At 47.7% G+C, this 17,666-nt stretch carries 8 protein-coding genes; all 8 read right to left on the reverse strand.

From position 1 onward, the window contains the following. Positions 1-40 precede the first annotated feature (40 nt). The 8 genes from B160_RS0118450 to B160_RS0118490 all read right to left on the reverse strand — a co-directional run bounded on the left by B160_RS0118450 (position 41) and on the right by B160_RS0118490 (position 17,605). Positions 41-2,488 (reverse strand): ABC transporter permease, encoded by a 2,448-nt coding sequence (locus tag B160_RS0118450; RefSeq protein WP_018629404.1) that lies wholly within the window; start codon positions 2,486-2,488, stop codon positions 41-43. Between the two features lie 127 nt (positions 2,489-2,615). Then, positions 2,616-5,075 carry an ABC transporter permease gene (locus B160_RS0118460; RefSeq protein ID WP_018629406.1) on the reverse strand — a complete coding sequence of 820 codons (2,460 nt, stop codon included), beginning with the start codon at positions 5,073-5,075 and terminating at the stop codon, positions 2,616-2,618. 91 nt (positions 5,076-5,166) lie between these two features. Further along, the gene (locus tag B160_RS0118465; protein ID WP_018629407.1) at positions 5,167-7,593 is read right to left on the reverse strand and encodes an ABC transporter permease; all 2,427 of its coding nucleotides are present in this window, start codon (positions 7,591-7,593) and stop codon (positions 5,167-5,169) included. Positions 7,594-7,662: 69 nt separating this feature from the next. Next, the gene (locus B160_RS0118470; protein WP_018629408.1) at positions 7,663-10,068 is read right to left on the reverse strand and encodes an ABC transporter permease; all 2,406 of its coding nucleotides are present in this window, start codon (positions 10,066-10,068) and stop codon (positions 7,663-7,665) included. A 376-nt stretch (positions 10,069-10,444) separates the two neighbouring features. Continuing rightward, the gene (locus B160_RS0118475; protein ID WP_018629409.1) at positions 10,445-12,820 is read right to left on the reverse strand and encodes an ABC transporter permease; all 2,376 of its coding nucleotides are present in this window, start codon (positions 12,818-12,820) and stop codon (positions 10,445-10,447) included. 137 nt (positions 12,821-12,957) lie between these two features. Further along, positions 12,958-15,330 carry an ABC transporter permease gene (locus tag B160_RS0118480; protein WP_018629410.1) on the reverse strand — a complete coding sequence of 791 codons (2,373 nt, stop codon included), beginning with the start codon at positions 15,328-15,330 and terminating at the stop codon, positions 12,958-12,960. A gap of 94 nt (positions 15,331-15,424) precedes the next feature. Next, entirely contained in the window at positions 15,425-16,843 is a 1,419-nt protein-coding gene (locus B160_RS0118485; RefSeq protein WP_018629411.1) for a S41 family peptidase, read from the reverse strand. 84 nt (positions 16,844-16,927) lie between these two features. Beyond that, on the reverse strand, positions 16,928-17,605 hold the full coding sequence (locus B160_RS0118490; protein WP_018629412.1) for an ABC transporter ATP-binding protein: 678 nt from the start codon (positions 17,603-17,605) through the stop codon (positions 16,928-16,930). Positions 17,606-17,666 lie beyond the last annotated feature (61 nt).

Here is a 17,666-nt window from a genome sequence, read left to right on the forward strand (position 1 = left end):
GGGAGCAACGTATGTATGTATTTTATCTGTCAGTTGCCATTTACTCGCTTCGCAATGCTTTGACCGGATCGGCGGCAGCTGCTTTCACCGCCTGGTAGCCTACGGTTACAAGCGCAATGACCACAGCGCTCACAGCTGCAAGGGCAAACATCCACCATTGAATATCGATCCGGAACGCAAAATCCTGTAGCCACTTCTTCATCAGCCACCCCGCAACAGGACTGGCGATCAGTACAGATAGCAGCACCAGCGCCACAAACTGCCGCGACAATAGCGCCACGATGCCCGGTATGGAAGCTCCCAGTACCTTGCGGATCCCCACTTCTTTTGTTCGCTGAAAGGCCGTCAAAGTCGCCAGCCCGAACAACCCAAGGCAGCTGATAAAAACAGCGATGCCCGTGGCCGCCCGCACAAGGGCCTGGGTGCGTTCCTCCTGCTCATACAGCTTTTTGATGGTTTCGTCATAGAACCTGTATTCAAACGGCACACTTCCATAAACCTGCTTCCAACTGGCTTCTACCGATGCAATAGCGCTTTTCCATGCCGATGGCTGTGGCGGGAGCTTTATATTAAAAGTATTGAGCTGCCTTTTATCCATTGCGATCAGTACTGGCTCAATGGCCGACTGCAGCCCGAACTGGTGAAAATCGCTAATCACTCCCACAATGGGATATGCTTTCTTCTTATTATCCGGAGATACTAAAAATTTCCCGATCGCATCCGCCGGGGATCCGAAACCGAATGCCTTTACTGTTTGCTGGTTGATCACGACCTCATTAGCGGTATCTGATGCCCTGAAATTCCTTCCTGCCAGCAGGTGGAACTGGTACAAACGGAGATAATCAGTATCGCCGGTCTTTATATTGACAACATGCTGCTCCTTTGTTCCGTTGTTGTATTCAAGCGCCCAGCCCACCATCGAATTATCCATCGGCCGCTTACCCAATGCCACACCTCCAATGGCCGTATTCCTGTTCAGCTCATTCTTCAGAACAAATTGTTTGTCCTTAAAGGCCGGATCTTCCCACACACGGTGCGGAACATTTACAGTGATCACCGCATTTTTATTAAAGCCCAGGTCCTTGTGCAGCATGAATTGCAGCTGCCGGTTCATAATGATCGCGCCAATAATAAATACCTGCGCCACGAAGAATTGAAATACGATCAGTGCCTTCCGCAGCGGAACCCGGTTGCTGCCGATCACCTTATCGGTCATTCCCTTTAATACATTCACCGTATCGACCCGGGAAGACAGCCATGCAGGATACAAACCGGAAAGCAGCGATATCCCGCCAATCAATACCAGCATAAAACCTGCCATGGCAGGATAATTCATGTACCCGGAAAGGCCCTCAGGTAAAAAACCGGCAAAGATCCTTACCGCAAACCAGGTAAGCACAAAAGAGAACAGCGCCGCCAGCAATGTGATCACCAGCGTTTCCCCCATAAAACGAAGAATAAGTCCGCGCGCGCTGCTTCCGAGCGTTTTACGGATACCGATCTCCTTTGCCCGCTTCGGCAAAAGGGCGGTGCTTAAATTGGTATAGTTAATGCACGCCAGCAGCAACAGGAATGCGCCGGTGATCATAAGCCCGCGCAACACGTTTTTATTCGCTGTCCGGGTTTGCGCGCTGAACCTTTTCGCAAAATGTTTTTCGGCAAGCGGCAGTACCTCATACCATCTGGAATAGTGATACTTCTCAAACGATTCCCTGTTATGCTTCAGATTGATGGCATTAAGCTGACTAAGCAGCCGGTCCGGCTTCATGCCGGCTGCCGGTTTTATAAACAAAAGATCGTTGGAATTAACGGCATCCCAGCTGTTATTATCCAGGTCCTGGGGAGCAACCCGGATAAATTCCATATTGTCTTTACCAAAGCTGTTAGGATATTCCGGTGCAGCCACCACTCCGGAAACACGGTATATAACCGTGTCGTTATAAGCAATCCTGCGGCCTATTACCTGCTGCGGTGTCCTTAAGGGGAAGTATTCTTTTACCCGGGCTTCTGTAAGCACTACTTTATCCGGTGCATCCAGGGCGGTATTCCTGTCTCCCGCAAGCCAGGTATAATCAAGCAGTTTAAAATAATCCGGCAAGGTGGCCACCTGCTGAATGTCCTCTTCTTTTTCGATCCGCCTGGACGCAGCGCCCTTCCCTTCCTTAACCGTTGCAAACTGGCGGTATTTGTAAAACATCGGAACCACCAGCGCTGCACCGGCGATATCATTCTTCAGCACGTTGACAATGGGCCTCGAGATCCCCGAATTACCGCCCTCCGGGTTGTCGCTGCTCCTGCTTTTTGTTATCACCTGGTAAATATTTTCTGCACCGGGTATTCGCTTATCAAAACTATATTCATAACTCACCATCCTGAAGATGATCCAGGCGATACAGATGCTTACGCCCAGGCCAAGTATATTCAGCACTGTGAACAAACGGCTGCGCCACAACTGCCGGATCAGAGTAGTTAGAAAATTTTTGAACATGTTTTATTTGTTTATACGTTATCCGTCTTTAGGACCGGTTCCCCGTTTCCTGTTCCGGCATCCACCTCAAACGTTCCTCCATTTTTTATCGTTCCTCCTTCTGCTTTTCTGTTCACCATGCCCGCTCCTATTCATTCCTTAAGCTCTTTACCGGGTTGGTCACTGCCGTCTTAAGGGTTTGTACACTCACGGTAAGTAACGCCAGTACGATCACCAGGGCACCGGCAAACAGGTACATCCACCAGCTTATTTGCACACGATAAGCAAATTCCCGTAACCATTCGTTCATTACCAGCCATGAAAAGGGACCGGCAATGATGAGCCCAATAAAGATCAGCAACACAATTTTCCGGGTCAGCAGCACAGATATATCCTTTATCGTGGCTCCCAGCACTTTCCGGATCCCGATCTCCTTAGAGCGGTTCAGCATGCTCAGCAATGAAAATCCCAGGAGTCCGAGGCAGGCAATACTCACTGCAAAAAAAGCCGCCACCGATATGATCTGCTGCCAACGCATATCGGTTTTATACATTTCGCCAAGTGACGCATCAAGAAATGTAAACTCGAAAGGATAGTCGTGGGTAAGGGTGCTCCATTCTTTTCTGAATCCATCAATGGTTTTGCCCAACTCCACGCCACGCACTTTAAACATGAAGTAATTCTCATAGGAATCCGTCAGCACATGTTGCTGCGGTCCTATAGGTTTGGTCAGGCTTTCAAAATTATAATCCTTGCAAACACCGATGACCGTAGCACGGATCGTTTCATTGTATTCCCCCAATTTTACATTCCCGGGACCCAGCAGTTTATAGAAAGACTCATTGATCACGCAGGCCCTGGCTTTTTTAACCGTGTCGGAGATCCGGTCCGCCGAAAAAACCCTACCCATTGTCAGCGGGATGTTGAGCAATTTGAAATAATCATAGTCCACTCTTATCTGGCTGTACCACTGCTGCGCTCCGTTCAGCTTAAACCTGTTGTAATTATAGGATCCTTTTAAATCGCCCCCGATACCAGACATGGCGACTACCTGCGGCTGTGTGCGGGCGTAATTAAACAGCCGGTTGCGGATCGATGACAGGTCTTTTCCCATAGCTTCATTCTTAATCAGCAGCACCTGCTCTTTATTGAACCCCAGGTCTCTCCTGCTGATGTACCGCATTTGCGTGCTGATCACAATAATGGCGATCACCAGAACGAAACAAATAAAGAACTGGAAAACGATCAGCGGATTTGAGAAGCGGGGATTGATCTTATAGGTGTGGCCGCTTTTTACCACTGTTACTGCTTTTGTGGCCGAAATCGCAGCGGCAGGATAGCAGCCCGCGAGAAGGCTCAACAATACGGCTAAGGAGACACCCGCTATAAGAATTTCTTTAAAAGTGATCATCGAAAAAGAGATCTGCACATCCAGCAGCCGGTTAAAAAGCGGCAGGCCCAGGCGTGCGAAAAACAATCCGGACACCATACATAGCAGCACTACCAGCAGGGTTTCCATCCATAACTGAAACACTACCCTTTTTCTACCCGCCCCCATCAGTTTACGCATGCCCACTTCTTTTATCCTGCCTATGGCACCTGCGATGGTGAGCAAAATGTAATTCACCGAAGCCAGTACCAGGATCAGGAGGCTCAGGCAGGTCAGCAGGTACAATACCCGGGAATTGGTATAATGGCCCCACCCCTTTGAACTGTAATGGCATTGCTGCAGCGGGCGTAACAGCCACTGGTATTCCCGGACCCTTTCAGGCTTGTCAAAACGAAGCTCCTGCCCGTATTTTTGCCTCATCCAGCTATTTAACTTGTGCTGGAATCGGGCTGCATCCACCCCGGTTGCCAGCTCGATAATGTATTGGTGCGACCATGTATTCAACCTGCTGCTGATGCGGTCGGTATAGTCGGGTCTCGATCTTATATTATAAACCATACTATACCGGATGCCGGAATTGGCAGGCGCATCCGCTGCTATTCCGGTAACAATAAATTGCTGAGTAGTATCATTATCCAGCACCACCCGTTGTCCTATAGGATCCCTGCTCCCAAAATATTTTAACGCCACAGATCCCGACAAAACCATGCTATTGATGTCCTCAAGCACCGTAGCAGGGTTGCCTTTTAAAAGAGGAAAACTAAAATTTTCAAAAAAATTGGCGTCAACATCCAGTATATCTGTTTCCTTAAACACTTTATCATTGGCCTCTACCACCGTTTTCCAGGCCTCATCATTTAATGACATTCCTGCCATCCTGGTGATACTTTTTACCTCCGGAAAAGCAGCCTGCAATTCTTCTGCAATAACAAAGGGGAAAACCACAGAATTGTTTGTTTCCTCCCCACCGGTCAGTTTCTTCAGCCAGCCCCTCTTTGTACCTTCCTCTTCCTTTATTTCATATCGCTGCGTTGCCTCCAGCCGGAACAAACGGTCCTTTTTTGTGTGGAAGCCATCAAAGGATCGCTCATACCGGATATAAAAAAACAATAAAAGGCACAATGCAACCGAAATACTCAGCCCGATTATATTAATACTGCTGATCACCCTGTTCTTCCAGAGGATCCGTACTGCCACTTTAAAATAATTTTTCAGCATAGATTTCAGTGTTGGGCGTGTAAATTGAGATCTCAGATATCCGCAGCAGGTATCATTTTACATTTACAATTTCTTATGCTATCTTATCGGCTCATTCGTTTCTTAAGCTGTTCACAGGATTTGCTGCGGCCGCCTTAATAGCCTGTATGCTCACCGTCGCCACAGCAATAACAAGCGCTATTCCGCCTGCCGCTGCAAATACCCACCAGGCAATAGATACCCGGTAGGTAAAATGCTGCAGCCACTTGTTCAACGCCCATAAAGCAATTGGCATTGCGATAAAAATTGCTATAACAACCGGTTTAACGAATTCCCTACCGACCAGCGAGGCAATATTGGCGACAGACGCCCCCAGCACTTTCCGTACACCGATCTCCTTGGTACGCTGTCCTGTTACAATAAAGGCCATTGCAAATAATCCCATGCAGGATAAGATAATGGCGATGCCGGCCGCTATTGAAAACATCCTTGCCAGTTTTTGCTCAGACCGGTACCAGCGGTCCACATTTTCATCTACATAAGACCCAAGAAATGCGGCACCGGGGTTCACTTCCCGCCAGGCATTTTTTACCAGATCCATGGCAGCAGCCGGATCGGTCGTTTTCACCTTAACCAGCAGGTAAGAAAAATTTGCTCCCGGCTCTAAGCCAATGGTGAGCGGTTCCGTTTCATGATATAACGAATACAAATGAAAATCAGGGATCACGCCCACAATATGCCAGGGTTTCGCCGCCGAATCATATAAAATATGCTGTCCTACCGGGTCTTTCAGATCCAGCTTTTTTACAAAACTTTCCGTAACAATTACATGATGAGCGGAATCTGCGTTATAGTTTCTTGTAAAATCACGCCCACCGAGCGTTCGCACTCCCAGTGTTTTCAGTATATCAAAGCCGGCAGCCATATAGGCGGTTCTGATATGCCGCTCCCGATGATCAAAGCCAAACATCTCTTTATTGGAGCTCCCATCCTTTCCAAGCCCCAGGTTTATATTACTGGCAGATACGCTTATAACCGATGTTTGACTATTTAAAAGGTTCCGTATTCTTTCGACCGGGTCGGCGGAAGCGGTATGCTCACCGCTCATGGGCACCGAAATAAGGTTTTCCTTCTCATAACCCAGGGGAGCCGTCCTTAAATGCTGAAATTGCTGGTAAATGACAACAGTAGCACAAATCAGCACTACTGCTATGATAAATTGAAAAACGATCAATACATTTCTTAAGCCACTCTTTCCTTTAATGATCAATTTCCCCTTTAATATCTCGTTAACCTTTAAGCGATTCATTAATAAAGCAGGTGAGCCGGAAGCCATTAATGAAATAAAAAGTATCAGGGCTACCAGGCCGGTTATTACAACAGGCTGTCCAAGCAGGGATGCTGTAATAGAAGCTCCAAATAATTGATTAAACTTTTTTACCAGGGCCAATGCCAGCCCCGTACCCATGAATGCAGAAAGCGTAATTAAAAAAGCACTTTCGCACCAGACCTGTATCCAGATCTGCCGCTTCTGCGCACCCATATACTTGCGAATACCCATTTCCCTGAAACGTGTAAAAGCCACTCCCATATTCAGATTCACAAAATTGAAACCGGCAATTAAAAGAATAACCCCGGCAATAAGCAGCAGGAGGTAAAGAAAGGTTTTATCAATAGCATCATCGGAGCCTACGGTTGTGTTAAAATGCAGCTCCGTGACCGGCAGCAGCCGCAGCCCGCCGTAGTCGCCCCAGGCATCTTTTTTAAATCCCATTCTTTTTGCTTCCCCGTCGCTCGCGGGAGCCGTATATTTTTTTGAAAATTGCCGGAGGCGCTGCTCCACATCCTTTTGATTTACACCTGGCATCAACCGCACGTATAAATTGGAGGAAGCCATATCCCAGCTGTTCTTACCTACAGGAAAGTCAGGATCCAGATCAATCCGGGCCAGCACCTGAAGATCCAGTGAACTGTTATAGGGCAGTTTATCGATGACGCCGGATACCATCAACGGCAGCCATTTATTGCCCACATTCACAGCAACCTGTTTTCCAACAGGATCTTCTGTGCCAAATAAGCTTGCAGCTACCGGTTCCGTTATTACCACATTGTTCTCATTGGATAAAGCGTTGGCCCCGGTACCTTCCAGCATCGGAAGCGAAAAGATACTCAGAAAATCAGCGCCTACAAGCCGGATGGAACTATTCAGCTGTTTATCGCCATAACGGATCCCGCCGCCGCCATTCCGGACAAGGGCCGCTTTTTCTATACCGAGGCGTTCCATTTTCAATGCCTCCTGGGCGGGGAACGCTATTGAAGCGGATTGCTTTTCTCCCTCTATCCTGTTTTTATAGTTATATACTTTAAAAATACGCTCCCCGTGAGGATAGGATTGATCATAAGAAAACTCCTGGTATACCCGCAGCAATAATAAAATAGCACAGGTAAACGCCACGGTCAGGCCGATAAAATTAATAACCGTTGCCACCTTATTCTTTCGAAAGGTGCGGATTAAGGTTTTTATATAATTTTTTAGCATAATGCAATTTCTGATGTCTGGTGTTGAACGTTCATCAACTATTGACCATTGGCGATTCCCTGTCTTTTTTTACTCGTTCCTTAGACTCCTGACCGGGTTCGCCAGAGCCGCTTTCACCGTCTGAAGTCCTATCAGTAAAAAAGTAAGCAGCGCAATACAGGTAACTGCCGCGGCAAAGGGCTCAACCGACAGGGGTATACGATAAGCATAATTACGTAACCAGTTTTCCATAACCGCATATCCTACAGGTAATGCAACCAAAATGGCCATCAAAAGAATGACAATAAATTCCTTTGTAAACAATCCAACGATACTGCCCACAGATGCACCCAGCACCCTTCGTACCCCGATCTCCTTTACCTTTTGCTGGATACTTAGCGACACCATACTGAAGACACCCAGCAGCACGATAACAATGGTTAGCAATGTGGCTGCGTAAGCAGCCTTTTGCAGCTGCAGCTCTTTGGCATAGATGATCCTTAATGCATCATCCATAAAACGGTATTCAAAAGAGGCTTCCGGTATCAGGGAGGTCCATTTTTTTTGCACGGCTTCCAAAGCCTGCTGCATGTTCCCGGCTTTCAATTTGAAAGTTAAAAAGCGATAGGTCGGGTTGAAGTTTACATTAAAGAGCATTATTGGGGCGATCCTGCCGGACATGGCACCGAAATGAAAATCCTTCAGGACCGCTTTGATGGTAAGAACAGCGGGATCGCCTGGTATCCTGACCTGTTTTCCGATTGCGGCTTCCGCATTTTTATATCCCAGGGCCGCAATACCGGTTTCATTCAGCACCACCTGGCCCGAATCTTTTTTATGTCCTTCGAAGAAACGGCCACTTTTTAAAGAGAGGCTGTAAGTACGCAGATAATTTTCATCCGTTGACAACAATTGAAAAGTACGCGCCTGCATCGAATCTTCCCCGGACTTATAAACAGGAACGATACCCCCGTTATTGCCATTTGGGATCTCATAAGATAGCGACACTTCCTTTACCTGGGGCATCCGGGCAAATTGATCCCTGACCGCAATCATTTTATCTACCCCCGGTTTGGTCCAGTCTCTAGGCACCTGTGCAGCAACAAGATATTCTTTGTTATACCCAAGGCCGTTTCCAAAAAAATAAGTAACCTGCTGTGATATGACCGCTGTGGAAACCAGGACTACGAGGGCTACTGCAAACTGGAAACCGACCAGGCTTCTCCGGAGCGCGCTATGCGCACCAACGGTTTTTTTGACACCCTTCATGGCGGCGATCATATTTACCGACGACAACCGGACAGCCGGGTAAATACCGGCCAGCAAACCGATTACTAAAATAAACAGCACCGGCATAAGGGCAAAGTAAACCGGGAACGAGATCAAAGCCGGCAGCGGCTTTCCAACAATTCCGGCAAACACATTCTTAGCGACCGGGTAGGCGGCAAGCGCCAATAGTGTTGCGAGCATTACCAGAATGACCGACTCCGAAAGGAACTGCAGTACCAGCTGCTTCCTCAAACCGCCGATAACCTTGCGCACGCCAATTTCACGCATTCTTGTTCCCGCACTGGTGATGCTTACATTGACGAAATTGATCACTGCCATCATTAAAATAAACAGTGCTACCAGTGACAATGTATAAATCATCCGTTTTATGAATGCATTGTTCCTTGATAGGTGATATTCAGTGAGGCCAACGGGTTTTACCGTGAGGTTTGACTGGATATTTGCGGGTGTGTTCTGCCGCAGCAACTGCCTGATCGGGCCGGCCAGGTCCCCAGCCACTACCCCATCATGCAGTTCAATATAGGAAGCGATCTGTATATTATTCCAATGCTCCAGGTCGTTGCGGCCAAAATACGTATAGTTGGCTGTCGGTACAAAAATGTTGCTGGGATAATCGGGCGTCAGGGAGGTGACCGTATTTTCAGGAATGACATCCAGCACCGCCGTAATTTTAAAATCGTGAATTTCGCCTCTAAAGCTCCGCAGGGCGATCCGTTCTCCGACAATATCCGTTCTGTTAAAATATTTTTCAGCAATTCCCTTCGTAACCACTACGGAAAACGGCTCATTGAGTGCCGTAGCAGGATCGCCATGTAATGTTTTGAAACCATACATGGTTAACAGCGTGCTATCACCCAATTGCACCTCTTCCTTTAAACGCTTATCTCCTTTAACAACAATCGACGAAATGCCGTCATACCGGTAATAATTCTTTACTAACTGCGGATAATCCTGTTTCAGCCGCTTGGCCAATGGTCCTAACGTTGCCAGGTCATAGCCCATGTTGGGGTCTTTCCACACGCTCGTAAGTATGTATTGATCCTTTACATTCTTAAGCCCCCGGTTTACCTGCAGTTCGCCCCATACATAGGCCCCGATCAAAAAGAAAAACAGGATACCGGCAAACAGCCCGATGATGTTTACACCACTGTGAAGCGGGTGCTTCCGGATATTGCGCCAGGCAATTTTTATATAGTTCCTTATCATTACAATCTCCGTTTAGGCATGCAGCAGGTCGCCATCCGCCGCATATGTTTTATTCCAACGATGATGCCATGAAGACAGGCCACTAATAACCAATCGGTTGGAGCCAGATTCCCATCTTCTCATTGTGCGCTTTTAAAACAGGCACCGTCCGGTTTTGATACAGTTTTACAACCTGGTAAAAAAGTAAAATCCAGACCAACTCGCCGCAACCCCAACCGTAACAACCCGTACAACCAACCCCTATTATACCGGCATCCAGCTTTAAGATCCCACACTCCTCTTTCCCGATGCATCACTCAGGCCGCAGTGCCCGAACCATAGAATTGAGATTCGCGCCGCGGGGCACTCCATACCCGTTTTATCCGCCGCTACTTCTTTATTGACTTCTTAATGCTTTTGAGGGGTTTGACAACGCAGCCCGGATCGTTTGTGAAACGATCGTAATAAGCGCTACGCCGAATACCACCATTCCTGCGATGAGGAACACAAGCCATCCGATATCCGTACGATAGCTATATCCCTGCAGCCATTGATGCATGAGCCACCAGGCAATTGGTGAAGCGATCGCCAGGGCAATGAGCATTGGTACTATAAAATCTTTTGCCAGCAGCCCGATAATCCCCGAAGCGGACGCCCCCAGCACTTTACGAATACCAATTTCTCTAAATCTTGTTTCCGCCATATAGGCCGCGAGGCCAAATAAACCCAGGCAGGCGATGAAAATGCTTAACGCAGAAAACAAGCCAATTAAGGTTCCCAGCTCCTCTTCGCTCGCAAATTTTTTGGCATATTCCTGATCAACGAAATGGAACTCGAACGGGTATCCCGGGTTGTATTTCTTAAAGACTGCCGTCACGGCGGCTATATTTTCCTGCACCGGTCTGGCCGGATTCAATTTATAATGCAGCGTTCCGATACTGAAATTGGGATGCGGACCCAGGATCATGACCGGGAGCGTATTGCTGTAAGGAGAGCCGCTGACATAATTTTTCACCACTCCGACAATGGTCAAACTCATATCATCCCTCCAGATCTTTTTTCCGACCGGATCCTTCAGATGCAGTAGCTGCACCGCCTTCTCATTCAGCAGGACCGCTGTACTGTCCGCCGGGAACCGGCTTGCATCGATATCGCGGCCGGCAATGATCTTCGTTCCAAAGGTCTTTGTAAAAGCCCCGTCCGTATTGAAAAGATAAAAGCCCGATTTTGCATCACGCTCCGTGCTGCCTTCCCAATGAAACCCATAATAATTAGGGGCAAACCCTGTTATGGGATTTTGAGTACCCGAAACGGTTGTTACAGCACCGCTTTGCAGCAGGGCCTGTTTTATCAGCAGGTAGTTTTTCTGTGCGTCTCCCTCAACAGGTGAGAACAGCAGTTGATCTTTGTTATAGCCCAACGCCCGGTCTTGGGCATAGCGCATTTGCTTTTTTATGATCAGTGTGCAAATGATCAGGGCTATGGCAAATGCAAACTGGGTAACCACCAATAATTTCCGGAGGCTAAAACTTCCATGGTTGTTTTGCAGCCCTCCTTTCAATACTTTTACCGGCGAAAACGAAGCAAGATAGAAGGCAGGGTACAAACCGGCACCGGCACCGGTCATTAAAATAATTCCAAGGAAAAAAAACCACAACCGGAAATCGCCAAAATTCAGTTTCAGGTCCGCCCCGATCAAGCGGTTAAATACCGGAAGGCCCATGGACAAGAGGAAGACGGCAATGACACCCGACAAAAGCGCCAGCAAGATGCTTTCGTTTAGGAATTGCAGAACCAATAGCGGTTTCCGTGCACCGGCTACCTTACGGACGCCCACCTCCTTTGCCCGTCGCCCGGTCCTTGCGGTTGTAAGGTTAATAAAGTTAATACAGGCAATGATGATCATCAACAGGGCAACCAAAACAAAAACACGCACTTTCGTGATGGCGCCATCTGTTAATTGCCCGTTCTCGCTTTTGCTGTACAAATGCCATTTTGATGCCGGGTGAAGAAACTGTGTCAGCTCCCGGAGCGTATGGTCGCCGGGAACATGCTCCGCCGTGACCCGTTTTATTTTACTGCCCACAACAGCAGCCGGCACACCCGGTTTTAACAATACATAGGTACGGACATTGTTTCCCGTCCAGTTCGGATATTGACCATACAGCCGGATACAGGTAGCCCAGGGCAATAAGAATTCAAACCGGAACCGGGAGGCCGCAGGCACATCTTTTAATACGGCAGCTACTTTTAACGACAGTGAATCATTCAAGGTAAGTAGCCTCCCAACTGCATCCCCCTTCCCAAACAGCTTTCCTGCCAGTGCTTCGGTAATAAAGATGTCTCCCGGGTTCTCTAATAACCCGGAGGCGTCCCCTTCCAGGACCTGGAACCCAAACATAGACACAAAACCCGCATCTACAAATAGCCCGCCGGGCTTAAATTGCCGGTCCTTGTTCGCTATCAGGAACTGCCCCTCTGCGGTCCTGGAAACATCTTCAATCTCCGGGTAGTCTGTTTTCAATACCGGCCCCATCGGGTTAGGGGTAGAGGAATAGGTATAAGCCACCCCGCTGGATACGTCGCGGTTATATACCTGGTACAGCCTGTCGGTATTTTTATACCAGCGATCGAACCGCAGCTCCTGTTGTACCCATAGCAGGATCATACAGGTTGCCGCCATACCAACGGACAATCCCAATACATTCAGTATTGTAAAAGATCTGTTCTTCCACAAGCTCCTCCAGGCCGTTTTAAAATAATTTTTGATCATTGGATTCTCGTTTGAGATTTGAGACTCAAGACTTCAGCATGTAACCTTACGTATTTTTTCTTACTTTTAATTTTCCAACTTTTATAAAGATCATTTTCAAATGTTCAAATCAGCACATTCTCATATTTCTACATTCCCTACTCGCTCCGCAAGGCTTTTACCGGGTTGGCAACAGCGGCTTTAAGTCCCTGGGTACTAACGGTCAGTAAGGCTATCAGCAGCACAGTAATCCCCGCCAATAAATAAATGCCCGCAGACAAATTGGTGTGATGATCATATTTATCCAGCCAACGCTGCATGCACCACCAGGAAACGGGCACCGCAATGATAAAGGACACCATGACCAGCTTTAAAAATTCTTTGGTCAGCAGTGCCGTTAAGCCCAGCACATCCGCACCCAATACCTTGCGTACCCCGATCTCTTTGGTACGCTGTTCTGCGGCAAATGCCGACAACCCCAGCAATCCAAGACAGGACAAAAAAATGGCGATGCCGCCAAAAACGTTGGTCACAATACCCAATATTTGTTCGTTCTGATATTTCTTCGCAAAGTTTTCTTCAACAAATTCCAGGCCTGGTGGAAAGGCCGGGTTGCGTTTCTTTAATTCCCTGTTGATCGCTTCCACTGAAGCCGTAATATTTTTTTCAGGATTCAGACGCATGGCCACAAAGCCCGGCCGGTTCTGGTAAAAAACGATCATCGGGTTCAGCTTGTAGTAGGGAGATCCCTTTGTAATGTCTTTAAACACTCCTACAATTGTGTATTGCGTACCATCCTCCTCTTTTATTTGGGTACCGATTGGTGATCGCAGCTTCATTACCTTCATGGCCGTTTCGCTGATGAGCACGTTCTTACCCGCGGTATCAGCAGGATGATCCGGTGAAAAATCCCTCCCGGTGATAAAGACCGTTCCAAAGGTCTTCGTAAAACCGAAGCCCACACCCAAAAAATCGATCAATACCCGTTCCCCCGGCAACTTGCCTGGCCAGCTGAATCCCCATCCGTTGTTCCCACCCTGGGTAATGCTGATGCTTGTTCCCGTAGCCGCTGTAATTACATTGTCGCGCAGCAGATCATTGATCAGCACATCCTTCTTTGCGCCCAGCACTCCCTCCATCTTTATCTCTACCAGGTTTTCCTTATTATAGCCAATGGGCCTGTTACGGATATACTCCACCTGTTTATAGATGCTGAAGGTCGCCACCATTAAAAACATGGCCGTCGAGAACTGAAGGACCACTGATATTTTACGGACCGGCACTACCGATTTTCCGTTTGTGATAAATCCTTTTAATACTTTTACCGGTTTAAAAGAAGAAAGATAGAATGCGGGATAAGAACCTGCTATCAGGCTTGTAAGAAGCGTCATCAGTACAATTCCTGCCCAAAACTCCCAGTCTGAGAACGGTAGTTTCAGATCTATTTGCAGCAGACGGTTAAACGACGGAAGCGCGACCGTAAGTATCAGAAGCGAAACCAAAAGTCCCAGCACCGTAATCAGCAATGATTCCCCGAGAAATCTGAAAACGAGTGATCTCCGGTCGCTGCCAATGGTTTTGAGTATGCCCACTTCCCTGGCACGTTTTTGCGACCGCGCCGTGCTGAGGTTCATAAAATTAATACAGGCGATCAGTAAAATGGCTATGGACAGATATATAAATAACCGTATCTGCGAGATCTGCCCTGACCCCGTTGCCTTCCCGTTCTTAAAATCGCGGTACAGATGGTTCCTGGCCAGCGGGTATAGAAAGGCTTCCGCTTTATAATTGTTCTGGTTTGCCATAACCATTTTTCTTATGACCGCATCCGCAGGCAGGAAATCGTTTTCAGATCTCAGCTGTACATAGGTATCTGTAAAATTCGATCCCCAGCCTGCATCCTTTGCCCAGGGATTTTCATTTTCCAGAACACGCCACGGCAATATATAGTCAAACTGAAATGTTTCATTGGGACGGGGCGTAGCAACTACTGCCGACACCACCAATGGCACGGTATCATTCCGCATCACGGTTTTGCCGACGGGGTCTTCATCGCCAAAAAGCTTTTTTGAAAATTCTTCAGTGATAACGATGTTGTTGGGGTTTGCCAGTGCCGTCCGGGCATTCCCCCTTAAGAAGGCATAGCTGAACAGCCTGAAAAATGCGCTGTCCGCGTTCAGGCCCGAAGTCCGGAAGATCCGGTCTTTATAACGGGTGATGCCCCCTGCGAAATAATCGGCGACCCTTACTGCACGGACCACTCCCGGCACCTGGTCTTGGATGGCTTTTGCCATAGGCCCCGGAGATACCTGATAGGTAAAAACGTCGTTATCTGCAAACTGGTTGCTCTCGATCACATAAATATTCTCAAGGTCCTTAAAACGTTTATCCCAGCCAAGATGATAATTTGCATACAATAACAGCAGCAGGCAGCTTGCCAGGCCGATAGCCAGCCCCAGGATATTCAGCAACGAGAACCCTTTACTTTTCCACAAGCTCCTCCAGGCTGTTTTAAAATAATTTTTGATCATAGAATTCAGAATTAAGGATCGGGAACCGGGATTTAAGAATCGATTCATCTTTCTCTATTAACTATTTCCCATTCCCCTCAACAACATTACCAACCTATTTTATTTTCTGCTGCAGGTATGCCCTGGCACGATCCAGCACCACATCTTTCCCTTTCAGGTAATCATCCACCGTTGGCACCACCGGAATATGCGGCTGGATCCCATATCCCACAAATTCCTTTCCATCGGGATAGGTATCCTTTTTTGTGCATACCCGTGCTGAACCGCCGCCGGGCATATCAAAAACCAGGGGTTGGCCGGTACTGCCAAAGCTGGGCTCTCCCATACGTATCATATGCTTTTGATTTTCCGCAGCGATCAGGAAATCTTCCGCAGCGGAAGCCGTTCTGTTTCCGGTAAGGATCACCGTGGGTACCACAATACGGGGCCTATTTAGTACGAACGATTGCGGCTCGTACGGGAAATTATAAGTGTACACGCCTTTATATACTTCCAGGCATTTCTTATTCCACGCGTTCCCGATGGTATCCTTTTCCGTTACATATGCACCCCAGGCCTTAAATGCGGGCAGGTGTTCCCTTGTTGCATATCTTGCCCCCGCCAAAACCGTATCTTTGATCAGGTATTTGAGGATATAGGTGCCGATGTTGGTGCTGCCTCCGCCATTGAAACGCAGGTCTACGATCAAACCTTTGGCCTGATAGAGCTGCGGCAGAACGGCATCAAACAGGGTATCAATCTTTCGATTTGAAAATGAGTTCAACCCAAGATAAGCCACCCCATTCTCCAGCATTTTAAACTCCAGCAGTTCCCGCTCCTGCTCATCGTAGTAGGCGCCTGCCTCGGGGAAATAGATACTGTCTGTTGGCGATGCATGCACCAGGTTTACGACCGCCTGCTTCCCGTCTGGTTTTTTTATTTTGATATTAAAAGAGGTACCGGGAGCACCTGCAAGCATCCAGTGGGTAGCGCCGTTCCATTTTACATATTCGGTAGAACTGGAAATATAGGGCAACAGGCTATCTCTTAAATACCGTTCGGAAGAGATGCCGTTCACTGCTATGATCTCGCTCCCCACCGGCAATAGCGACTGATCTTTTTTCCAGGAACGTATAATGACCGGTTTGTCTTCAATGCGCTTCACAACCACCAGGTGATCACCGAACACATTTTGCATGATCGTTAATCCTTTTATTTTCGGTGGAAAAATATTGGTATGACCATCATGCAGCAAGGCGCAGAACTTTTGTAACAGCCGGTAATACGCATAATCATTTTCCGTTTCCTGCACCAGGGGGATGAGGGCCTTATACGTGCTGTCCCACATCTTACGGTCAATTCTATCCAGATATACAAAATTATAATTCACCTCCTGCCAGAATTTCGATAGGCCATAAACTTTATCTGCGGCGGAAATAGCATTTGCGATCTGTGCATTGCCCGGAAAACAAAATACGAGGCCGGAGCAGGCAAAAACAAAGCGTAAAAAAAAGGCAACAGAAGATCTTAGCATTATATTACTTTTAAAAAACCGGGCGATCCTTGAATAATATGGGAAAATAGAAAAATGTTATACCATTCACCACAATCCTACGCCCTATACCAAAATATTTTCCGTTACCGTATGCCCGTCCAGCATCCGGATGATGCGGTGGCTGTAGCGCGCATCGTGCTCGCTGTGGGTTACCATCACAATGGTCGTTCCCGCTTCGTTCAGGTCGGTAAGCATCTGCATCACCTCGTTCCCGTTGCTGCTGTCCAGGTTACCGGTCGGCTCATCGGCCAGGATCAGCCTGGGCCGGTTGACCACGGCTCTTGCAACGGCCACGCGTTGTTGCTGTCCGCCGGAAAGCTGCTGCGGAAAATGATTGCGCCGATGCATGATCTGCACTTTCTCCAACACTTCGTCTACCCGGGCTTTACGTTCTGTTTTCTTTACTCCCGCATACATCAGAGGCAACTCTACATTTTCAAAAACGGTCAGCTCGTCGATCAGGTTGAAGCTCTGGAACACAAAGCCGATATTTTTTTTACGCATATCCGCGCGCTTGCGCTCATTGAATTTGGCAACCTCTATACCATTGAACAGGAAGCTGCCCGCATCCGGGTCGTCCAGCAAACCAAGTATATTTAGCAGGGTCGATTTACCGCAACCAGACGGGCCCATTACGGCCACGAACTCCCCCTCTTTTACTTCAAAGGAAAGATCATTCAAAGCAACGGTTTCTACTTCCTCCGTGCGGTAGATTTTTTCGAGACCAGATATTTTTATCATGCATCCAAGTTTTTAGATTTGAGCTATCAGCCGTCAGGTATCAGTTATCAGATTTTTCCGG

The sequence above is a fragment of the Niabella aurantiaca DSM 17617 genome, from assembly GCF_000374125.1.
GTDB classification, from domain to species: Bacteria; Bacteroidota; Bacteroidia; order Chitinophagales; family Chitinophagaceae; genus Niabella; species Niabella aurantiaca.

Excerpts from the sequence above, each read along its gene's own strand:
- B160_RS0118450 (WP_018629404.1), bottom strand. The coding sequence starts at position 2,488 with ATGTTCAAAAATTTTCTAACTACTCTGATCCGGCAGTTGTGGCGCAGC.
- B160_RS0118460 (WP_018629406.1), bottom strand. The coding sequence starts at position 5,075 with ATGCTGAAAAATTATTTTAAAGTGGCAGTACGGATCCTCTGGAAGAAC.
- B160_RS0118465 (WP_018629407.1), bottom strand. The coding sequence starts at position 7,593 with ATGCTAAAAAATTATATAAAAACCTTAATCCGCACCTTTCGAAAGAAT.
- B160_RS0118470 (WP_018629408.1), bottom strand. The coding sequence starts at position 10,068 with ATGATAAGGAACTATATAAAAATTGCCTGGCGCAATATCCGGAAGCAC.
- B160_RS0118475 (WP_018629409.1), bottom strand. The coding sequence starts at position 12,820 with ATGATCAAAAATTATTTTAAAACGGCCTGGAGGAGCTTGTGGAAGAAC.
- B160_RS0118480 (WP_018629410.1), bottom strand. The coding sequence starts at position 15,330 with ATGATCAAAAATTATTTTAAAACAGCCTGGAGGAGCTTGTGGAAAAGT.
- B160_RS0118485 (WP_018629411.1), bottom strand. The coding sequence starts at position 16,843 with ATGCTAAGATCTTCTGTTGCCTTTTTTTTACGCTTTGTTTTTGCCTGC.
- B160_RS0118490 (WP_018629412.1), bottom strand. The coding sequence starts at position 17,605 with ATGATAAAAATATCTGGTCTCGAAAAAATCTACCGCACGGAGGAAGTA.